Origin of the sequence: Paenibacillus alba, assembly GCF_013204855.1 — a bacterium.
Lineage (GTDB): Bacteria > Bacillota > Bacilli > Paenibacillales > NBRC-103111 > Paenibacillus_E > Paenibacillus_E alba.
The window spans coordinates 25,099-45,723 of sequence record NZ_JABMKZ010000051.1 but is presented as its reverse complement, the minus strand read 5'-3'; the positions used below and the strand labels follow the sequence as shown (position 1 = coordinate 45,723).

Genomic DNA, 20,625 nt, shown 5'->3' with positions numbered 1-20,625 from the left:
TCGTCCGTATATCTGAAAGCTGAAATGCTCAATTGACTTGCTAGCGAGATTTTACAATCTCTTTTTGAACGATTGCTCGTTCGTGCTTACTCACTCGTTGTTCAGTTTTCAAAGATCAATTTCTTTCGTTCGCTGCCGTGTTACCGAAGCAGCGAGAAGTAATATACCATATTGATTTTTCATTTGCAAGCTTTATTTTTTTCATCCATTCGTGAAGTTATTCAACACGTTCAGATTATTGTTTTGGGCTTGTTGCTCGTCCCGTTTGGAACAAGAATCATAATATAGCACATCCAATTTCGTAATGCAAATCGAATTTTCATTTTGTGAAAAGAACCTCCCGCTGTCGGCATGCTTCTGACAACAAGGAGGCTCCTCAAACGATAAGCAAATCTATTTCAGCCAAATGCCTTTGAGCAGAAGTTCAAGAGGTTCGCGCTCTTCCGCCTCTCCCCGATGATCGTACTCGACAAGCTTATCCAAGCGTGCGATCTGATGACCATAGTCGTACATGGCGGCTGCCACAATCGATAATCGAAGCATACCTGTCGGCTGCTGGTTATAGCGATCAATCAGCTCGGTCATGAAACGCTCATTCTCGGCCTCCATCTCCAAACCCTCGGTAATATCTTCTTTGAGCTTGTCATCAAACTTCAACAGTACATGCTCGTGGAACTTAATAAGCTTCTCCATATGATGATCGAAATAATCATCCATAGCTTCTGTAGGCGCAGCCTGAAAGTAATGCTCGTCTACGGCATCAAGAACCTCGAGACCTTTGTACATAACAAGCAGCTTCTGTTTATAGACCACAAGCTCTCGAATGCGGCTGAATCCGTTCTTTTTCCCCTTCAGCTTCTTAATCTCTTCCTCCATCAGTCTGTACTTGTCCGATAAGGATTTCAGCGAGCCTCGCAGTCCTTCTTTCTCATCTCGGAAAATATTCTCCTTCATTTCGTTCGAAATGACGGTTCGAAGGAGGAGCGACATTTTCGCAAAAATACTTTGAATTTGTACCGCAAACTGCTGCTTGGGCTTAGGAGGAAAAAATAACACATTCACGACAAAGGCGCAGCCGATTCCAATCAAGCTAAGGAGCAAACGGTTAACAGCAAATTGCCACTCTCCGGAAGCCTCCATCACCGCAACGACAGTAACCAGCGTTAGACCTATAGTGTCCTCCATTCCAACTCTAAGACTAATAATGATAACAATGATACAAACAATTCCAATAGCAATGACATTATTAGAAAAAAACATGCCGGCTAGCAAAGCAAGCGCCGCGCCAAAAATATTCGTCTGCAACTGATCCAGAAAATAGCGCCAGGATCGGTAGATCGAAGGCTGCATCGCAAAGATAGCTGCTACGGCCGCGATAACAGGAGGAGTGAAATTAAGCCAAGCACTTATGTATAAGGCTAAAGCCACGGCGATTCCCGTCTTCCACACGCGTGCACCGAACACCATCAAGGTTCCTCCTCATCTAAAAATGGATACAACCCTATCTTACACAGGTGAAAGATTGGATGCAAAAAAGCATCTATTCTTCTGCTTCCTCCATTTGAGCATGCCATTCATGAAGGGGCAGACTCAAGGAAAAGCGGCTTCCCTGATCTTTTTCACTTTGTAGAGAGAGGGATCCACCGAGCAGTTTGGCTAGCTGGAGGCTAATCGACAAGCCAAGCCCCGTTCCGCCATATTTGCGATTCGATGCGCCATCCCCTTGCTGAAACGCTTCAAAAATGAGCTGCTGCTTGTCCGAAGCAATGCCAATGCCTGTATCATCGACAGTAAAGACGATCCAATTAACTGATGCATCTGTATTCGGGCGAACTTCTACTTCCAGCTTGATGCTCCCTTGCTCTGTGAATTTAATTGCATTCATTATCAGATTACGAAGAATTTGATTGAGCTTCTGAGCGTCCATTCGGATCATTGCCGGCACATCGGGCGCAGTCGTTATGTCAAAGCGCAGCTTTTGAGCATCTGTCAAAGGTTGAAATTGCTGTCTTATGTAGTAAATAAGCTCTTCCATCACGACAGGCTGCCAGACGATGTCCATTTTGCCCGCTTCAATTTTGGATAGATCCAATACGCTATTGAGCATAAGCAGCAGTTCATTGCCCGAGGTATGAATAATACCCGCATATTCACTAACTTCTTGAAAATTCGCTGGATCATCGAATTCCCGAATTAATTCAGACAAGACAATGATGCTGTTCAAGGGTGTTTTAAATTCATGGGACATATTCGCGATAAATTGGGATTTGTACGTGGACGTCAGCGTTAACTGATGCGCCTGCTGCTCCAGCTCGCGTTTGGATTCAAGGAGCTGCTTCGTTTGTTTGCGCAAAATGATATTCATATTACGGATCTTGTTCGCTTGCAGCTGTTCACTGTAGAAATCCCGAATGATAAAAACAAAGAAAGCACTGAGAAGAAGACAGGTGGGGTAAGTATAAATGCCAACCGTGGCTAGATAGACGCTCGTCTTTACAGCACCAAAACTAGCAATCCCAATAACCTGAAGCGTGTTGATAGAAAGGATGGAAATTAATGCTTTTTTCTTATAGCTCCAATTTCTTTGTTGGTATAAAGCCACAAGGAATGCTGCCAGCAGACTTAACAGCAAGATGTTTATTGACCCAGTAAAGGCCTGCGGACTGATGCCGGTAATCGTATATCTGGCAAGGGCGATGCCTAACCCGATAATGAGGAGAAGGTAATATTTCCGGAAAAAGAGGGTGCCAAAAATGAGCGGCAGCGCACGTAAATCAAACAGCATATGCTCTGATATTCTCACCCCAAAAAACATCGTCAGCCATCCGGATGAAATAAAAATAGCGACAAGCGCAATCTGCCTAACGTTCCAGGAAGCTTGCTGCAAAGTATATTTAAAAATTAAATTAAATAAATACGCACAGGTGATCAAAATACATATATTCACTAGAAAGCTTATAAAAATGGTGATGATAGCTCCTCCTGACCATAAGTGAATGACGGTGGGTGTTATCTTTCAATTATACCTATTGATGTATGATAAAAATACCCTTATGTCTATTAGAACCAAACACCGCTGCTAAAGTACTAGATTTGCGCATGACACCGTCTTCCTAGAGCCATACTGTTAAAAGCAGTCACCTAATCCATCAGGAGGATATCAATGATTAAACAGAAATGGCGAATTCCAGCCACACAAGGTCTTGGGTTTAGACTGAATAAAGGACAAGTGGTCCGTGTGACGGATGTAGAGGGTGAGCAGGTTGCCGATTTCATTGCTTTTAACGCCAACGATTTGAGTGAACGACTGGACCCGGGTGTTACTCTTGATGCCCTTAGTACGACCAATATTAAGCCGGGGGATATTCTGTACAGCACGACATATAAGCCTATACTCACGATTGTTGCCGATACCGTTGGCCGTCATGATTTCATTAATGCCGCCTGCCGCTCGGAAATGTATGAACTGCTTTACAACAAAAAAGAGCATGCCAGCTGCTTTCATAACCTGAATCAAGCGATCGCTGATTTCCAAATTCCCGCTCCCGATCAACAGTATCCTTTCAATTTGTTTATGAACACGGTTATTCATCCATCTGGAAAGATTAGTGTCGAGCGGCCATTATCCAAAGCTGGCGACTATATCGAGCTTCGGGCCGAGATGGATCTCATCGTTGCGGTATCTGCCTGTCCCTGTTCGGAAAGTGCTTGCAACGGCTTCGTATGTACGCCGATTGACGTAGAAATTATGTAAAACAGCAGCAAGTGGGCATTCACCCACCCACCCTCCTTCGCATAATATGCTCCGAATGAATGAAGGAGGGGTTCTTAATGGTTCTTTTAAACGCGAAAACTTGGCTCGATCGTCATCTGAGCGAGCTGCCCGAGTGGCAGCAGGATGCTTTTAGCCAGTTTGGAGATATGATTGCTGATGAAGCCCGCATGTATCCCTGCATTCCAGGGCGGCAGGGCTTTCTCTCTGACAGCTTGCGCTTCGGATTCGCAGCCGATCCACGATTGGACGAAGCCATTGACGAGGTTGCCACGCTTTTGCGGCAATATGGCGATTGCTCCCGGGAGACAGGGAAATATGCTTCGCTCGTTATTTTTTTCCAAACTCCGGATGACATGAGGAATGACTACGCGGTAGAAGACTACGAGCAGCTTTTCTGGTCCGTACTGAGCCGCGTCAGCGCCAAAGACCAGCTTCCCTGGCCAGGTCACATTGCAAGTGATCCTTCTCATCATTCCTGGGAGTTTTGCTTTAGCGGTCATCCCTATTTCGCTTTCTGTGGAACACCAGCCCATCAAGTCAGAAAAAGTCGGCATACTTCTCATTTCCTCATCACGTTCCAGCCGAGGTGGGTATTCGCTGAGATTAATGATTCGACCCCCTTTGGACGCAATATGAAAAAGCAAATTCGCCAAAAATTAGTGGCATACGACGGCGTGCCTGCACACCCCTCCCTGAAATGGTATGGTCAGGCGGATAATTTGGAGTGGGAGCAATATTTTCTGCGCGATGATGAAACGGTAGCAGCGAAATGCCCCTTTAGCTCCATGCACAAGAAGGATTAGAAAAAAACCAGCAAGGTCCATGGGACCGATGCTGGTTCATCTCTCTTCTGCTGCTAGTGCAGAGAAGGTCTGTTATTCGGAGGCATTTGCGGCATACCTTGTGCTGGAACGAAGGTATTGAGCATTTTTTGCATATCGGAAATTTCCAATCGTGGAACTTGGTAATAGGTATTTCTATTTTGATATAGAAATATTTCATAAGCCATTTCAATAAAGTTCTGTACTTGAGAAGCCAATACACGACGAACCGCAGGATTCGTCACTTCGACAGCCGTCATCGTTAGCAATGAGGCTTGGGATTTCACAAGGCCTAGCATATGGGCGCTGATGCCTGCATCCTTCACGTCAGCCAGCGATTGGTTCGGTTTCTTCGGCTGGGTTGGCTTGATCCCATAAACCGGCTGCGACAAATTACGAATCAGGTAAGTACCTGTTTCATGACTTGGCTTCTGCCCTGTCGCAAAGCATTCAGCGGTTAAATTGTAATGGAACAACGTAAAATTGTACTGGCGATCCAGAATATCCAGAAGCTCAGGATCTTGAACAAACTGCCGGAACATCATGAATTGATCCAGTAAGTTGATCGTACTAGCCAGTACTTCATGCAAATCAAAAACCTCATGACCGCCATGATTCATATAATGTTCACCTTGCTGCGCATTGTTGTAAGGGTTCTGCTGCTGCATCTCGAAGTCTCCTTTGAATCAATAAGTTTGGTAACTTCGATAAGTTGCGTTGATTTCATCTAAATTATGCGCGCGGATGGGAATAAAATGAACCCCCGGCAAGCTGCCGAGGGTTCATTTTATTTGGAGGCGTTCTTGGCAGCTTCCGCGGCTGCCTTCAAGCCTTTGCTCTTATACGGCTTCGGGGCGCTTTTCGCGCGATTGGCACTCGCTTGCCAGCGATCCCAGCCCTTTTTGTCTGTTCCTCTACCCGTTCCGCCCTTGCTCTTGCTCATGCCTTCACGCTCAGCAAGGAATTCCACATCGCTTCAAGCCAAACATCAAAGTCCGACCCTTTGTCGCCTTCATAGGTGTCGTATACGTCGCTTCTTGTCTTTTGCAGCTTTTCTTTGAATTCTTCATACGTATGACCTTCAGGCAGGCTCTTTTTAATCCGCACAAAAACCTTGCCTGCGCCTTTAATCAAATCGCCTTTTTTGCGTGGGGGCAGCTGCGCATCTTCTCCGAATGCTCGCAGTTTGCGATATGCCGCCTCCTGGATGGGATACACCGCATCGTTCTTCAGAATCCGTGCCAGGATATTGATCGTTTGTTGATCATTCCACTGACCTAATTGTTCAACAGCATCCAGGCGTTCTCTCCAATTGGAGGTGCGGCTGGCTGATTTTTTTAATTCCTCGAAATTAGGGGGCAATTCATAGTTTTGTTCCATACTCAAATGATTCAGGCTCCTTTTAACTGCTGTACATCGCAAGTTTCTTTTATGTGATAGATGTTACACTTTTTTTGCGCGAAGCGCCAACTTTTTAGTCACGAAAAGTAAAGTGGTTGCAAAACAAAGTGGCCAGAGCTTCTATAGACATAATAAACACCGCCATCCCTTTGGCAAGATGTACCAAGAGAATGGCGGTGCTTCATTATGGTTATTCTACCTCACTGACAATTACGACTTGAAAAAAAGTCTGAAAATCATGGTTGCAGCTTGCGCTCTTGAAGCATGTTCCTTAGGAGCAAAGCTGCCATCTTCCATACCGTTGATAATGCCGGCATTCTGAATGGCATCCACGGCCGCTCTGGCATAACCAGCAATCCGGGACAGATCCGTGAAGGCTGCGGAAGGATGGCCAGAAGCTAACTTCAGATTTAATTGCTGACTAATCCGATATACCATGACAGCCATATCCTCACGCGTAATGTTGTCGTTCACCCCAAAGGTGCCGTCATCCTTGCCGTTAACGATACCCAGCTTTTGTGCGCTTGCAACAGCATTCGTGTACCACTGGCCTTCAGGGACATCCTTGAATGTTGCTACCGCTGTTGCATCAGCCAAATCAAAGGTATCGATCAGCATTTTGATAAATTCTGCGCGTGTCACTTCGCCCGTCGGATTGAACAAGCCATTGCCTATTCCATTAATGGCGCCCCTTGCAGCCAGCGCTTGAATGCTGTCTTCCGCCCATGCCGCAGCTGAAGTATCAGTGAAGGAGGCATGAGAATAAGCTGCCGCGTATTGGCTAAAGTGCTTTGCCTTAAACTCTACGTTGCCGGTTGCCGGATTATATTTGCCGTTCTTCACAACTTCGAGCTTCCCAGCACCATCGATATAATAAATAATGACGTTGTTCGGCTTTTCGCCAGCTTTTAACACATATGGAATGCTTACTTGCACGGTGCTTCCGTTAAAACTGCTGACCTTGTTACCATCAATGCGGAGACTAAAGTCATACACCGTTTTTCCGTTCAGCTGCCCTTGTACGTTTGCAGGAAGAGCTGCTGTGTCTACCGCTTCTACGGAAAGCTGGATGATGGATGCCGCAGTTCCTCCGTTTGCGCTGATCAGATCAGGATGGATCGTAACGATAGCTAAGCCTGTATCCAGCTGAATCGCTGTTATGCTGCTTGCGATAATATCCTGCGCGGGAATGTCCAATTTCACTTGTTTGGTACCAATTGGTGCATTCACGACAATGGTAATCGTGTGATCTTTGGCAGCCTGTACTGCGGCCTTAAGATCTTCAAGCTTCACTGCAGCCGCAGCTGCACCGTTCGCATCAATTGTAGGTTGAACCGTAATTTTACTGGCATCCGACGTCGTAGTTGGCACGCTTGGCGTACTAGGCGAGCTGCTTCCTGACGTCGAATCGCCTCCTCCTCCGCTTCCCGGTTCCTCCGCTTTCGTTACCGTGATCACGGCTTCTGCTTCCTTGCCTCCATCCACGGCCGTAACTTTAATTGTTGCAGTTCCTACAGCTACGGCCGTTACTTTACCGGAGCTATCAACGGCTGCAATGCCTGTGTCACTCGATGTCCAAGCGACCTCGTCATTGCTGACAAACTCTGGTTGGAACTTCGGTTTCAATGTACTCGTTGCTCCTATTTGCAAGGTGAGCTTATCTGGTTCCAGAGAGATGCCTGCCACAGCTACATAAGCTTCAGGCGTCGAAATGAAGGTCACATAACTGTCGATCATGCCTTCCTTGCTTGTGATTGCCCGAATCACTTGAGCCGATAGAATGCTGATTGGCGCTGTATAAGCTGCGCTATCCTTCGTCGGCAGCGTGCCATCCGTTGTATAGTGAATCGTCGCGCCATCTGTCTCCGTTGTCAAAGCAATGGACTTTGCCGATGCTTTCGCAAGAGGAGCCTTAGCCTTCTGTATCACTACCTCAGGCGTGCCCGGTTCAATGGAGAAGGCATCGAAATTAAATCCATCGCCATTATCCGTAATGCGCAGCGTTTGCACGCCAGCCTCCAATTTCACAACGAGCGAAGCTTCTTGATAAGTTCCCCACGCTCCCGTAGACGGCAAGGGCTTGGAGCCTTTGAGCACTCCGTCTGACCATATCGAAGTGGATACACCGCCTTGTGGCGTAGCATATTGAAGACGCACTTTGTAATAGCCTGCCTGCGGTACATTGATCAGGTAATCAAATGTCGATCCCGCTGCTGTATATCCAAGATTGTTCATACTGCTTCCATACTGAATAACCTGTTGGCCTGCTGCGACAAAGTTCTCGGCCTCCAGCTTAATGACGCCATCGGTTCCCGCTGCTTGTGCCGTCACCGGTTCAAACGTCATATTTTGCAAGTCGAAGGAGCCGCTGTTTCCTTGAATGCGAATGGTTTGTACGCCAGCCTGAAGTTGTACCGCTAACCGCGCACCTGCCCAGGCTGTCGAGCCATACATATTCGGAATGGCATAGGTGCCTAGGGTAGTCTGATTCTCCGATTGCACGAGGAACCTACCACCGTTCGGAGAAGCTACTTTCAGAGTAACCGCATATTTGCCCGCGGCCGGCACGTTAATCTTAAATTCAGCCCAATCGCCTGTATCGATACCAGTTAACTTGGCGTTTGCAGTATCGGCGCCGCTAATGGCAACGCCTGCCAATTGATAGTAGTCGTTCGCTGTTACAGGTCCCGGCACAATATCAGTGGCTGTGGTCTTATGCCCTGTTCCTGTCAGCATGACACTACCTGTCAACTTCTGACCAGCTTCTGTACTCGAGTACGTCGATGCCGTAACCGTCAACGGCGCATTCACATAGTACGGCTTCGTAGAATCCCATCGCAATTGAACAGTCGCTTGCGAAGAACTCGGATAGGTTACGCTGCCTAACGTAATCCCCATTGCAGCCGCTTCAGCGCCAAGCGCAACGGTCCCCAGTTTGGTTCCATACGTCATGCCTGTTACGGTCACAGAGATTTCCTTATTGTTTACATTGTAAGGAAGAGATTCGGGAGCGATTGTCATAATCACAGGCTCTTTCTGCTCTAATACAATGCGATCCCATTTGTACGTAATAACGGATTTCGCCGGGATTTGCGCAGCCACTTGCGTGCCGTCGCTTACAAGCTTGAACGTTTGTGTCTTGTCTGTCTGATTGACGACCACAGAAACGATCGTTTTCTTGTCCGGGCTCATGAAAGAAACGTTCGTTACGTTATCCTTGGAGCCGTAGCTGCTGTCAATCCGAATGTAATCCGGCCGTACGAACTTCGAATAGTTGCCCAGCGTGTAATATTCCGGCGTCAACCAGTAGTTGTCTGGATGGCTGGAATCCTGAATGACCATGGTTGGGTCCGGTGTGCCGACCCATTGATGGGTGGCAATATCACTATCGAGCATAACGACCCAGGAATTGTAGCTTTTCGCCCAATTGCGGAAATATTGTGCCATTCGGTCTGCACCCGCAGTCCCCCAAATCGCGCGTTCTGTCAAATAGATGTTCTCATTTGGATACAAATTATGCAGCTGTGACATCATGGAAGGGTCACCGCCGTAATCGTGGAAAGCCGTACCGTCAATGGCGTCGCGATTGGCGGCGTCCGCCAGCATCGGAGCCGGATAATTCATCGTGTCGCTGAAGTTATGATCGAAGATCCAGATCTTCACATCAAGGCCAGCAGCGATTAATTTCTGATGCAGCAGCTTGCTAAGCTCAGCTTCCTGCTGCCAAGGCATTTTGGTACTTGGATACTCAATCTCCAGAAGCGGTTCGTTCTGCAGTGTCATGGCTGAGATGTTGATGCCTTGCGCTTTATAAGCTTGAATAAATTTCACATAGTAATCGGCCAATACAGGCAGGTATTCGTCTTTCACCGAACCCTTGATCATGCTGTCCGTCGTTTTCATCCAGCCCGGCGGGCTCCAAGGTGAAGCGAAGAATTTCATATCCGGGTTGATCGCGATTATTTTCTTAAGAACAGGAATAATGCCGTAATCAATATCTTTTTGAATCGAGAAATGGGTTAGATTCGGATCGGTTTGACCCGCTGGCATATCATCGTACGAATAAAATTTCCGCGATGTGAAATCCGCCGTACCGATGGTTACCCGCGTCATGCTCATGCCAATGCCATTGGTGCTGCTTGCCAATTTGGTCAACAGCTCCGTTTGCTTCGCATCCGACATCTTCGTTATGTTGAAAATCGTCGATTCCTCCATCGAGGAGCCCATACCGGTCATCGTCTGGTACTGTTTGTTCGGATCAATGGTGATCGTCGTCGCATAGACGTCATTGCCTACGCTTGTCAGATTCAGATTCGCCTGCGAGGTCAACTGTTTAAGCTCATCGCCAGGCTGCCATTGCGGAGCATAATACCACAGCTGGCTTTGACTGCTGCGTTCGCTGGACAGCCAGCTCTTGACCGCACCTTGACCGCCCGTTACCGGATTCTGCGGACTGATGGCGCCGCCTGCACTTCCACCGCCTTGAACAGCGGCAGGACTGAAACCTGTGGAAGCAAACCAGTTGAAGTTTATCCCGCCGTTTGTAAACTGCAGCTTAATCTTCTGCACGCCTGCTGTTAAACTAACGCCCTTGAGCGTGGCTGTCTTCCAAGTTTGCCAGCCTCCTGTATAGCCAACTCCCTTCAGCTCTCCAAGGGTATGGCCGCCGGCATCGAGGATCAGCATGCCCGAGTTCGTAATGCTGGCTTCACCGCCGGCATAGCGGAAATCGATATCATACGTGCCATTCGCCGGAACATCAATCAAATACTCGAGCCAAGCGCCAGATGAGGTATAGCCGATATCCTGTCCGCCGCCTATGTCGGATGTGCTCTCGCCTTTAAGACCATCCGATTTCGCCGTGTAGTTCTCAGCTTCGACTTTGACATACGGATCCTGCTGCCCTGGTTTGTCAGGCATTACAGGCAATATCGGGGTGCCTTCCGCTTTCGCCAAGCCATACCCGTAATTAAACAACACATATTTGGGATCAAGGTTGGACTGTCCGGCTGCAGGATTCGTATAAGCTTCCGTGTAGAACGGCCAGCGAACCGGTAATTTGCCTGTAAAGTCTTTGCTGCCGAACAGAACATCAGCTACGCCCGCTCCTTCGGTTCCTGGCAGCCATGCCTCCACAAGTCCTGCCCAATCATTCAAACGGTCGCCAATCATCAGCGGACGTCCCGAAACAAGAACAACGATCGTCGGTACGCCGGATGCCTTGACATTATCCAGGGTGGATAAGTCTTCCGAGTCGAGCTTCAGCTTGTTCAAGCCGTCGCCATTGGTTTCCGCATAAGGCGCTTCACCGACGAAGACGATTGCGACATCATTGCCTTGCGCACCCCGGCCGTGCTTGTTGTACGTAACGCTCTTCGTACTGCCAACGACCTGCTGAATGCCTTTGAGTATCGTCGTTCCAGTTGTCGTATTGCCCTTAGCGCCTTGCCAAGTAATGGACCACCCTCCGGCCTGAAGACCAATATCGTCGGCACTCTTGCCCGCTACGAAGATCTTATTCATGCCAGACAGCTGCGAAAGAATCGGAGAGCCCTTCACCTTGTCGTTCTTCAACAAGACCAGCGATTCGCTGACGGCCTTGCGCGCCAGCGCCCTGTGCTCATCGGAGCCGAATGTGCCAGCCAGCTTGGCATCCGTCATCGGATGCTCAAATACGCCGGATTCAAATTTAACGCGCAGAATGCGGGTTACCGCGTCGTCGATACGCTCCTGCTTAATCCCGCCTTCAGCGACCAGCGCCTTCAAATTCGTGATCGTCGCTTTCCAGTCCGTAGGCATCATCATCATGTCTACGCCTGCATTCACTGCAACGCGGATCTGATTTTTCAAACCGCTCACGGCGTTGTTGTCCCAATCCTTCGTAATTTGCTGCACCGCATTATAGTCAGAAATAACGAAGCCTGTGAAACCCAGCTGTCCTTCACCCGTGCCTTTGAGGACATCCGTCAAAAGACGCTTATTCGCATGCATTTTCAAACCTTGAATGCTGCTATAAGAAGCCATGACCGTGCGTGCGCCAGCGTCAATCGCCGCTCGATAAATCGGCAAATCCAGCGCTGTAACCTGAGCTTCTGTCATCCCTGTGATGTTGCCTTGGTTCACGCCGCCTTCCGTCAAGCCTTCGCCGAAGAAATGCTTCGCCGTAGCAACTACGCGGTCGGTACGCTTCAGTTGATCCCTTGTTTCGCCTTGAAGCCCTTTAATAAAGGCCGCTCCCATCTTGCCAACAAGCTCCTGATTGTCGCTGAAGCCTTCGTAGGTACGCCCCCATTGAATATTCTGCGGATCTGCAATGGTTGGAGAGAATGCCCAATGCGTTCCAGCAGCTTTGATTTCCTGGGCGGCCGCGACGCCGATTTGCTCGACAAGAGCTGTGTCACGCGACGCCCCGAGACCAATGTTATGCGGGAAAAGCGTTGCTCCCAGCAGGTTGCTGTTGCCGTGAATCGCATCCACCCCATACAAGAGGGGAATGCCAAGACGTGTGGACAATGCCCCTGCTTGGTAGGAATCGACAAGCGCAGCCCAATTCTCGCGCGTACTGTCCGATTGCTTGCCATTCGGGAAGGAGCCTCCTCCGCTGAGCACAGAGCCTAGGTAGTAATTCTGCACATCGTCCGGTGTAACGGATGCGCGCTCGGCCTGTACCATTTGGCCAACCTTTTCCTCCAATGACATATGGGCGAGCAGATCGCTGACGCGTTCCTCGACTGGCTTCGAACTGTTCCAGTAAGCGGCAAGCTCCGCTGCCTTCGGCGTGTTCTCCTCACCTGCCAAAGCCGTCATTCCGGATAAGGATGAGCTGATCATAATACCGGCTGACAACAAAGATATTTTGCGTTTCCACATTCTCATGAATTTCCTCCTTAATCGTAGTAAAACCAAGAGCTAGCCTTTAACTGCACCAGCGGTGATGCCTCTTGTAATTTGATCTGTAAAAATTAAATAAATGACAATCGACGGAATCGCAATAATCGCCAGAACTGCGAATTGCGCCCCATAATTGGAAGAATACTGCCCCATAAAATAAACAATCGCAAAAGGAAGCGTTCTCAAAGAATCCTTATCAATATACGTAACCGCCATAATAAACTCGTTCCAGCAGCTCAAGAACGCCAGAACCGCAACGGTGGCAATGGCCGGCTTCAAGAGGGGCAGGATGATTCTATATATCATCCCAGGCACGCCAAGACCGTCCATAATCGCCGCTTCTTCCAATGCCTTGGGTATCGTTTCAAGAAAACCCGTAATAATGAACATGCTCACCGGAATTGCAAATGCCGCATAAGGCAAAATCAGCGACAAGTAGGAATTCAAGATGCCAGCTTGTTTGAACAAAATAAAGTTAGGCAGCAAGGTGGCGTAAATGGGAATAATCATGCCCACCATGATGAGTGCGAAAAACGTATTCCTTAGCTTCCAACGCATTCTAGTGAAGGCATAGCCCATCGTGATCGATAGTGCGACGATAATCACAATAGAGAGGAATGAAACCAGCAAGCTGTTGAAGAACAGCATCGTAATATGCGCGCCTTTGAAGGCGTCAGCGTAATTTTTCCACATCGGCGGGTTTGGCCATTTCAAAATGCTGGAGCCGAAGAAATCCCCGCTTTTCAAAAGAGAAAAATCAAACAGCCATACGAGCGGGAACAGCTCAATCAAGACAAGAACCGTCATGCATACGGCGAACAGCAGCCCTGAAATACCTCGGATTTTCATCTCAATACTCACCTACATCTTTCTTGAGCGCACGATTCAACAGCACAGTAATCAACAAACAGATGATCACGAACAGGATGGAAATGGCATTCCCATACCCGTACAGCCCCTCGCGGAACGCTTTGGAATAGAGGTAAGTCGATAGAAACTGCGTACTGTTGGCAGGACCTCCCCCGGTCATTAAATAAACCGTCTCCATCTGCTTGAACGCAGCCACCACAGCCAAAATAATATTGACTCTAAGCACCGGTGCAAGAAGCGGAAATACAATCTTGAGGTTGAGCTGGATCTGTGAGGCGCCGTCCAGCATAGCCGCTTCGTGAAGATCCTTGGGTACCCCCTTAATTCCTGCGTAATACAGCAGAAAGGCGTAGCCGAAACCTTGCCACATGCACACAAAAATAATGCAGCCAATCGCCAATTTGGAGTCCCCGAGCCAATCCTGCTTCCACGACTCCAGCCCGGCCATCTCCAGTATTCGATTCAGCAGTCCGAACTGTGTATTGAACACGCTCACCCAGAGCTGCGTCGTAACGAAGGTTGAAATAATAGAAGGAATAAAGATACATACGCGCAGCAACTTCTCAAATCGTCCGCAATATTGCACCAGCATGGCAATCAGAACGGCAAATGGATGCTGGATCAGCACGAGCCCCAAGCCAAGAAGAATTGCGTTGAGCAAGGACTTCCAAAACACGTCATCTTTGGTCACAATGTCAATGAAATTGCTCAGACCAATAAACTGGTAATCCGCGACTCCGTCCCAATTCGTCAAACTGTAATAGAAGCTGACCAAAATGGGAATGAAGATCATCGCGGTGAATAAAAGGAATCCTGGAGCTACGAGCCAGAAAATCGTTCTTTTGTTGCTTATGATGCTATTCATGCTCATCACCCTATCGGAAACATGGGGGCAGCGCACCGTGTGTCCAGCCGCTTGCCCCTCTTTTATTTGGAATCGCTATTTCGTCGCTTTGGCTGATTTATCTGCCGCTTCGTCAATCGCATTCGCGAAATCCTCCGGCGTCATTTTGATGCCTTCAAGCTTCTGAATTGAATCGTAGAACGTCTTTTGCGTATCGGAAGAGAACTTGTCTTGCGCTACTGTTCCACTGTACGTTTTGGAATTATTGAAGATTTTGGTCAAATCCTTCTGAACTTCCGTTTCCTTGCCGGTTAAATATTGATCGTACTTTTGGGCAGGGAAGGTGATGCCGTTTTGCCACACGCCTTTGGCCCAGCCATCCGGACGGAACATCCATTTCAAGAACTCAATCGCTTCTTTCTTGTGCTTCGAGTTGTTGGAAACGGCATAACCTCCGCCAAACCAAGCCGTCAGATCATCTGTGCTGCCTTTGCCGCCTTCAATCGATGGAATCGGGAACGCGCCGATATTAATGCGCACTTCTTCCGGGAAATTCGCATCTGCGGCCATTCCCATCTCCCATTCGCCCATCATGAACATCGCCGCTTTGCCTTGACCAAACATATTGCGGGCTGCGCCGTAATCCTGATTCAAGAAGCCATCTCCGAACGCCCCGGCTTTCACCCAGCGCTGTACCGCTTTGGCCGTCTCTACGGTAGCTGGATCTTTATAGGAACCGCTTCGATCAAGCGCCTTCTTCGAGGTGTCCCAAGTGCCGGATGCTCGCTGGAGCAGCGTGTCGAACCATAAACCGGACGTCCACGCTTCTCTGCCATCCATCGCGATAGGCACAATTTTCTTCGCCTTCAGCTTATCTATGACACCGAACAGCTCCGCTTCCGTCTTCGGTACTTGCAGCCCGTTGTCCGCGAACACCTTCTTGTTGTAATACAGCACCCAGAAATCCGAATTGCGCGGAATGCCGTATAATTTGCCGTCGGATGAGAATCCATCCAGGGACGAGGGGATGAAGCCCATGTCCTTCAGATCATCTTTGTTAATTTCCGCCAAAGCATTATTATTAACGAGTGGTTTAAGGAAGTTCGTGTTGCCCCAAGCACTGATAATATCCGGCAGTTGGTTGGAAGCGTTATACACCTTAATCTTGTCCTGGTATTGCGGATCGGGAGAAAGCGTCTCCACTTTGATCGTAATGTTCGGATTGTTTTTCATGTAAGCTTCAATCAGCTCTTGCTCAAGCTTGCCTTGACCCACTGCGCGATCTGAATTGTTCGTAAAAAAAGACAAGGTGATCTTCTCAGCCTTCGGCGCTTCTGTCGCCGCCGACGTTGTTGCGGCTGACGCTGCAGCGCTTGGTGCGGCCGAACTCGGCGTTGTAGAGGTGCCGTCCCCGCAGCCGGCAAGTCCAAGTGCCGTCGTCAGAACGGCGAGATGAATTCCCGCTTGTTTGAATCGTAATGTTGTCATCGTATCCACCTTCTTCATTCTAAATTGGTCATCTGCTCTTCCATGAACTCATTGTAGGTGAGCGGAAGGGAAATTGTTAGGCTCGGTTTTTCAGGTAATGTTGTACATTTTTCAGGTTATGCTTTCTGCTTCACTACCCGATCTTTGGAAACAAGTACTTCTTTGAGCTGCATTTTTGTACGTTTTTGTGATTTTGTTGTACAGTTTTCACATTAGGCTGCTGAGCGTTATTTTTCTTGTTGCTTGCCAGGGACTTCTTTCTTATGATGAAATTATCCCGCCGCAGAGAAGGTACACTAATGAGATCCTATTTGTCACCCAAGTGGTATCTAGATTTACCGATTCAACGGAAGCTCCTTCTCTGGTTCGCTCCGCTGCTTCTGGCTACCATTGCCATCACAGGCGTATATTCCTATCGCATAGCCTCAAATGAAATCGTTTCCAAAATGAGTGTGGAACAAGTTAGTTCAGCCAGGCAGGCCATTGATCATCTCGACTACATCGCTCAGGACGCCTTGGATATATCCGATTATTTATATTTAACCCCTGAGATTCAAGTCATGCTGAAGTCGGATTCGGCAAGCGGCAGCTACATCAACAATGATTCTATTCTTATGATCAATCGGCTGATGGTCACGCGTCCTTATTTTCAATTCCTGACCATCTATTCACCGCGCTTTGAACCGATTCAGTTCAATAATAAAGGATTGTCATCAGCCATACCTTTTGAGGAATATCGCGATAAATTTGACTATGACGGTTTTCTTACACGGAAAAAAATTGATGAATGGAGTATCGAGGTACCCAATCACAGCAAAAGCATCTTCTATGGAGATACGAAAAACAAGCTGCTGCTCACGAAAATTCTCAAAAATGATCTAACCCTAAAGCCGGAAGGCGTGCTGATTCTGGGCATCGATGAGAAGGATATCCGCCGCTCCTATTCGACTCCCAATGACAAGACCACTATTATCGTCATGAATTCAGATGGACATATCCTTTCGGATACAAACGGCTTTTGGGTTGGCAAGTCCATCGGAGAACTCCCTTACTTTACGAAGCCCATTGATCAGCCTGATCTCATCAACCCGGCCATTGAGAAACCAGACTGGGTGTTCTCTCATTCGCAATCCTCCTTGACCGGTTGGCACGTATTGGTGCTGCAGCCCCGTGAGGACTTGCTCTCCCAGCTGAACCGCATTAAGTGGATCACTGCCTTGATCCTGTGCCTGACCTTCCTTCTAAGTCTTATCGTCTCTTGGTCCGCAGCTGCCGTTATTACGAAGCCGATGAAAACCATTTTAGCCTCAATGAAAAAGTTTCAAAAAGGCGATTTCTCCCAACAGGTGAGCATTCAAGGAAAAGATGAGATCGGACAGCTCGGCACTGGTTACAATATTATGGTTCGCAGAATCACCCAATTGATTGACGATGTGTACACCTTCGAAATTAAACAGCGGCAAGCAGAGCTTAAAGTGCTGCAATCGCAAATTAATCCGCATTTCCTCTATAACACACTGAATACGATTGCTTGGACTGCGCAGAAAAATGGGGAGCACACTGTTGCGGAGATGATTTATTCACTCTCTGGTATTTTCCAGATCAGTCTCAGTCAAGGCAGAGACCATATTGAGCTGAAAGAAGAGATGAAGCTCGCGGAGCATTACTTATTTTTGCAAAAAATGCGTTACAGAGAAAAGCTATCCTACGAAATGGAACTTCATCCCGAGTTAGCCACTTTTAAAATACCTAAGCTATTAATTCAGCCTTTAATCGAAAATGCCATCGTTCATGGGTTAGAACCCCTGACGGATGACAGTGGCTTTATTCAAGTCACCGTCGCTCCTTCCGAAGATCACCCTGGTATGATTCAGATTGAGATCACGGATAATGGTGTGGGCATGCCTGAAAGCAAACTAAGGGCCATTCAAGAGCAGGCTTTTGTCGATCTTCCTTATCAAACGAGTCAAAATGAAAGTTTTGCACTTCTAAATATCAGGAATCGAATCCGACTGTTTTATGGAGTTGAGGCCTTAATGGATATGGACAGCGTGGAAAATTTCGGGACGAGGGTTCGATTGCTCCTACCCCATTCGAAGAGGTGAGAATGCTGCTGAATCTGCTGATTGTTGAAGACGAATTGACGACACGCGAAGGCTTGTATACCATGATCGATTGGCGATCTCTCGGTATTCGGGTATGCGGACAAGCGAGCAATGGCCTGGATGCCATGGACATTATTAATTCCGGCGGTGTTGATCTGCTGCTCTCCGATATTCGGATGCCGATTATGGACGGCTTGCAGCTTCTCACAGAAATTAATAATAAACAAATGGATATTCCTTCTGTGCTGCTTACCGGCTATAGCGATTTCGAGTACGCGCAGCGTGCGCTGCGTCTGGGTGCGCTGGATTATATCATCAAGCCATGCCCTCCGAGGGAAATCGCTTCCGTATTTGAGCAAGTCGTTATGAAAACATTAGACAAAAGAAAACACCAGCATGATTGGAACGGGCTTCAATATCAATTGAAGGAGAACATACCGATCGTCAAATCCCAGACCTTGCTGGAGTGGCTTCACCACCCCAAACGCAAAAACGAAAATCGCAGCGAGCAACTGCGCAAGCTGGAGATCTCCATTTCTGCTGAGCACACCCTTGTCATCATCATCCACCCCGATGGCAAGCCGCTGAATGAGCTTAACTACAGCCGCACTGACCTGCAATTAATTCAATTCGCGACGACGAATATCGTACAGGAAACGCTCGAGCAAAGCATCCGGCAGCCTGTTGAGGTCATCAAGGATCAAGACGGAATTATAGCTATATGCAGCGGGACTCTGAATCTCTTGAGGGATAAAATCATGACGGGCTTGTCCCAGCTTCAGCGCAATCTTGAAAAGTATTTAAAGATTACCGTGAGCATCGGAATCAGCAGCTCCAAAGCGAGCATCGACAGCCTTGCCGAGGCTTACATCGAAGCCAATTCTGCGCTTGAGCTGCGGTTTTACCGCGGTTTGGGAGGAATCTACTTCTATACCGAATCAGAAACCTTACTGCTAGGCCCGCTCCCTGCCCAAACAGAGACGGAGCGGCTTCGGCTGGAGCCGATGATCATCGACCACCTTCGTTCCGGTCTATACGCAGAGGCCTTGAATCTTACGGAGCAGTGGCTCGATTATTTCCATGCAGAGCACGCCCATTCTCGGATGGAAATCAACCTGCAGACGATTTCCTTAATAGCCCGGCTGATGCAGCTTGGCAAAGAACAGGAGTTAGCCGCGCCAGGCTGGTCGGATAGTCTAGTTGCAATGGCAGATCAAGTTCACCGTGTGGAAACATTCGAGGAATTATCAGGCCTTGTATACAAATCAATCCAGCAATTGGTTGAGCTGCGAAATCCTCATAAAACGCCTCGCCGCAAAGTCCAGCAGGCTGTGGAACTGATCGCTGAGCACTATAACTCTACGGCCTTGTCCTTGGCAGGCGTGGCCAAAGAATTGTTCGTGTCCAGCACGTACTTATCGACACTCTTCAAGCAGGAACTAGGTATTAACTTTCTGGATTACATCCATCAATACCGCATTGAGCGGGCCAAGGCGCTGCTGCAATCCGGCGCCCACAAAATCCAGACGATCGCCCGGGAAGTCGGCTACTTCGACGAGGCCCATTTCACAAGAACATTTAAGAAATGGACAGGACTTTCCCCTTCTCAGTATAAGAAAGAGGCGCTCGAGCCCAAGTTGTAAAGCAAAAAGGACAGAAGCCTTAAGCGGCTTCGTCCTTTTGTTTGTTGTCAACCAGCTCTAATAGGTTAGGGATCAGGGCTGCAGGCCGCGGAAAAACAACTCAAAGCTAGCAACCATCTGCGTAATCAGCTTATCATCGCCCATCCCCATTCCCCAAGTGAAGGATACCCCCATGTAAGTCTGAATGGCTTGATCAGCAATCATATCGGCAGGTATCGCTGACGTGAATTCTCCCCGATTCTGCGCTTCCACGATAAGAGGAATCAGCATTTCTTTCAGCTCTTCCAGCATCTTCCGTTGATTGGACAGCGATTTCTCATTGCTCAGATCACTCAGAAGCACTGCACGAACAAGCTGTCTGCTATTAGGGCCAAAACGGACAAATTCCATTAGAAACTCACGAACATGAGGGAGGATCGGTCCACGTATATCCTTCAACTTCTCAAATTCCAGCGTCGCTCGGAACGTCTGCAGATCACAGAAAACATCCTCTTTGCAGTCGAAATAGTTGAAAAAGGTTCCTTTGGCTACACCCGCGCGTTCTGTAATCATATGAACGGTTGTCGTTTCATAGCCATGCTCTGCGAAAAGCTCCAGCGCTGAGTCCAGTATTTTCTTGCGTGTAGCAATCTTTTTCTCTTCTCGGTTCATAAGCTCATCTCCATTAACCAAGACTGTGTCATGTATATGATCAAGTATAGAGCAAACGCTGCATTAGTTCAATCTACAATATGACCGCAAGTCATATATGAATCTCATATAAGTAAAATTAAGATCAATTAATGGA

General features: G+C 48.0%; 14 protein-coding genes. 4 read left to right on the top strand and 10 right to left on the bottom strand.

Annotated elements, in window-relative coordinates; translation table 11 throughout:
* Window positions 1-393 precede the first annotated feature (393 nt).
* Window positions 394-1,467 carry an FUSC family protein gene (locus tag HQN90_RS34805; protein WP_173227433.1) on the bottom strand — a complete coding sequence of 358 codons (1,074 nt, stop codon included), beginning with the start codon at window positions 1,465-1,467 and terminating at the stop codon, window positions 394-396.
* A gap of 73 nt (window positions 1,468-1,540) precedes the next feature.
* Window positions 1,541-2,947, bottom strand: coding sequence for a sensor histidine kinase (locus tag HQN90_RS39780; RefSeq protein WP_173227432.1), 1,407 nt, complete (start codon window positions 2,945-2,947; stop codon window positions 1,541-1,543).
* 219 nt (window positions 2,948-3,166) lie between these two features.
* Here HQN90_RS39780 and HQN90_RS34795 point away from each other — a divergent pair, with 219 nt between their 5' ends.
* A complete protein-coding gene (locus HQN90_RS34795) occupies window positions 3,167-3,754 on the top strand; it encodes a DUF1989 domain-containing protein (RefSeq protein WP_338042425.1) in 588 nt (195 codons plus the stop codon).
* Window positions 3,755-3,831: 77 nt separating this feature from the next.
* Window positions 3,832-4,578, top strand: a complete 747-nt coding sequence (locus HQN90_RS34790) for a YqcI/YcgG family protein (protein ID WP_173227430.1) — start codon at window positions 3,832-3,834, stop codon at window positions 4,576-4,578.
* Between the two features lie 53 nt (window positions 4,579-4,631).
* Here the strand turns inward: HQN90_RS34790 and HQN90_RS34785 are convergent, their stop codons facing one another.
* From HQN90_RS34785 to HQN90_RS34755, 7 genes are all read right to left on the bottom strand, one after another.
* The gene (locus tag HQN90_RS34785; protein WP_173227429.1) at window positions 4,632-5,264 is read right to left on the bottom strand and encodes a spore coat protein; all 633 of its coding nucleotides are present in this window, start codon (window positions 5,262-5,264) and stop codon (window positions 4,632-4,634) included.
* Window positions 5,265-5,383: 119 nt separating this feature from the next.
* Window positions 5,384-5,539 carry a DUF3934 domain-containing protein gene (locus tag HQN90_RS34780; protein WP_079419827.1) on the bottom strand — a complete coding sequence of 52 codons (156 nt, stop codon included), beginning with the start codon at window positions 5,537-5,539 and terminating at the stop codon, window positions 5,384-5,386.
* Window positions 5,536-5,976 (bottom strand): HEAT repeat domain-containing protein, encoded by a 441-nt coding sequence (locus tag HQN90_RS34775; protein WP_144028626.1) that lies wholly within the window; start codon window positions 5,974-5,976, stop codon window positions 5,536-5,538. The genes HQN90_RS34780 and HQN90_RS34775 overlap by 4 nt, the downstream gene beginning before the upstream one ends.
* A gap of 231 nt (window positions 5,977-6,207) precedes the next feature.
* Window positions 6,208-12,873, bottom strand: coding sequence for a glycoside hydrolase family 3 N-terminal domain-containing protein (locus HQN90_RS34770; RefSeq protein ID WP_246362977.1), 6,666 nt, complete (start codon window positions 12,871-12,873; stop codon window positions 6,208-6,210).
* A gap of 33 nt (window positions 12,874-12,906) precedes the next feature.
* Window positions 12,907-13,737, bottom strand: a complete 831-nt coding sequence (locus tag HQN90_RS34765; RefSeq protein WP_173227428.1) for a carbohydrate ABC transporter permease — start codon at window positions 13,735-13,737, stop codon at window positions 12,907-12,909.
* A gap of 1 nt (window position 13,738) precedes the next feature.
* On the bottom strand, window positions 13,739-14,623 hold the full coding sequence (locus tag HQN90_RS34760) for a carbohydrate ABC transporter permease (protein ID WP_173227427.1): 885 nt from the start codon (window positions 14,621-14,623) through the stop codon (window positions 13,739-13,741).
* A 75-nt stretch (window positions 14,624-14,698) separates the two neighbouring features.
* Entirely contained in the window at window positions 14,699-16,090 is a 1,392-nt protein-coding gene (locus HQN90_RS34755; protein WP_173227426.1) for an ABC transporter substrate-binding protein, read from the bottom strand.
* 299 nt (window positions 16,091-16,389) lie between these two features.
* Between HQN90_RS34755 and HQN90_RS34750 the strand changes: the two genes are divergently transcribed.
* Both HQN90_RS34750 and HQN90_RS34745 read left to right on the top strand, forming a co-directional pair.
* Window positions 16,390-18,195, top strand: a complete 1,806-nt coding sequence (locus HQN90_RS34750) for a cache domain-containing sensor histidine kinase (protein ID WP_173227425.1) — start codon at window positions 16,390-16,392, stop codon at window positions 18,193-18,195.
* 2 nt (window positions 18,196-18,197) lie between these two features.
* Window positions 18,198-19,838 carry a helix-turn-helix domain-containing protein gene (locus tag HQN90_RS34745; RefSeq protein ID WP_173227424.1) on the top strand — a complete coding sequence of 547 codons (1,641 nt, stop codon included), beginning with the start codon at window positions 18,198-18,200 and terminating at the stop codon, window positions 19,836-19,838.
* A 72-nt stretch (window positions 19,839-19,910) separates the two neighbouring features.
* On the opposite strand, the gene HQN90_RS34740 is transcribed toward HQN90_RS34745, so the two are convergent.
* On the bottom strand, window positions 19,911-20,489 hold the full coding sequence (locus tag HQN90_RS34740; protein WP_173227423.1) for a TetR/AcrR family transcriptional regulator: 579 nt from the start codon (window positions 20,487-20,489) through the stop codon (window positions 19,911-19,913).
* Window positions 20,490-20,625 lie beyond the last annotated feature (136 nt).

Excerpts from the sequence above, each read along its gene's own strand:
- HQN90_RS34780 (WP_079419827.1), bottom strand. The coding sequence starts at position 5,539 with ATGAGCAAGAGCAAGGGCGGAACGGGTAGAGGAACAGACAAAAAGGGC.
- HQN90_RS34740 (WP_173227423.1), bottom strand. The coding sequence starts at position 20,489 with ATGAACCGAGAAGAGAAAAAGATTGCTACACGCAAGAAAATACTGGAC.
- HQN90_RS34790 (WP_173227430.1), top strand. The coding sequence starts at position 3,832 with ATGGTTCTTTTAAACGCGAAAACTTGGCTCGATCGTCATCTGAGCGAG.
- HQN90_RS34785 (WP_173227429.1), bottom strand. The coding sequence starts at position 5,264 with ATGCAGCAGCAGAACCCTTACAACAATGCGCAGCAAGGTGAACATTAT.
- HQN90_RS34750 (WP_173227425.1), top strand. The coding sequence starts at position 16,390 with ATGAGATCCTATTTGTCACCCAAGTGGTATCTAGATTTACCGATTCAA.
- HQN90_RS34805 (WP_173227433.1), bottom strand. The coding sequence starts at position 1,467 with ATGGTGTTCGGTGCACGCGTGTGGAAGACGGGAATCGCCGTGGCTTTA.
- HQN90_RS34755 (WP_173227426.1), bottom strand. The coding sequence starts at position 16,090 with ATGACAACATTACGATTCAAACAAGCGGGAATTCATCTCGCCGTTCTG.
- HQN90_RS34745 (WP_173227424.1), top strand. The coding sequence starts at position 18,198 with ATGCTGCTGAATCTGCTGATTGTTGAAGACGAATTGACGACACGCGAA.
- HQN90_RS34765 (WP_173227428.1), bottom strand. The coding sequence starts at position 13,737 with ATGAAAATCCGAGGTATTTCAGGGCTGCTGTTCGCCGTATGCATGACG.
- HQN90_RS34775 (WP_144028626.1), bottom strand. The coding sequence starts at position 5,976 with ATGGAACAAAACTATGAATTGCCCCCTAATTTCGAGGAATTAAAAAAA.
- HQN90_RS34760 (WP_173227427.1), bottom strand. The coding sequence starts at position 14,623 with ATGAATAGCATCATAAGCAACAAAAGAACGATTTTCTGGCTCGTAGCT.
- HQN90_RS34770 (WP_246362977.1), bottom strand. The coding sequence starts at position 12,873 with ATGAGAATGTGGAAACGCAAAATATCTTTGTTGTCAGCCGGTATTATG.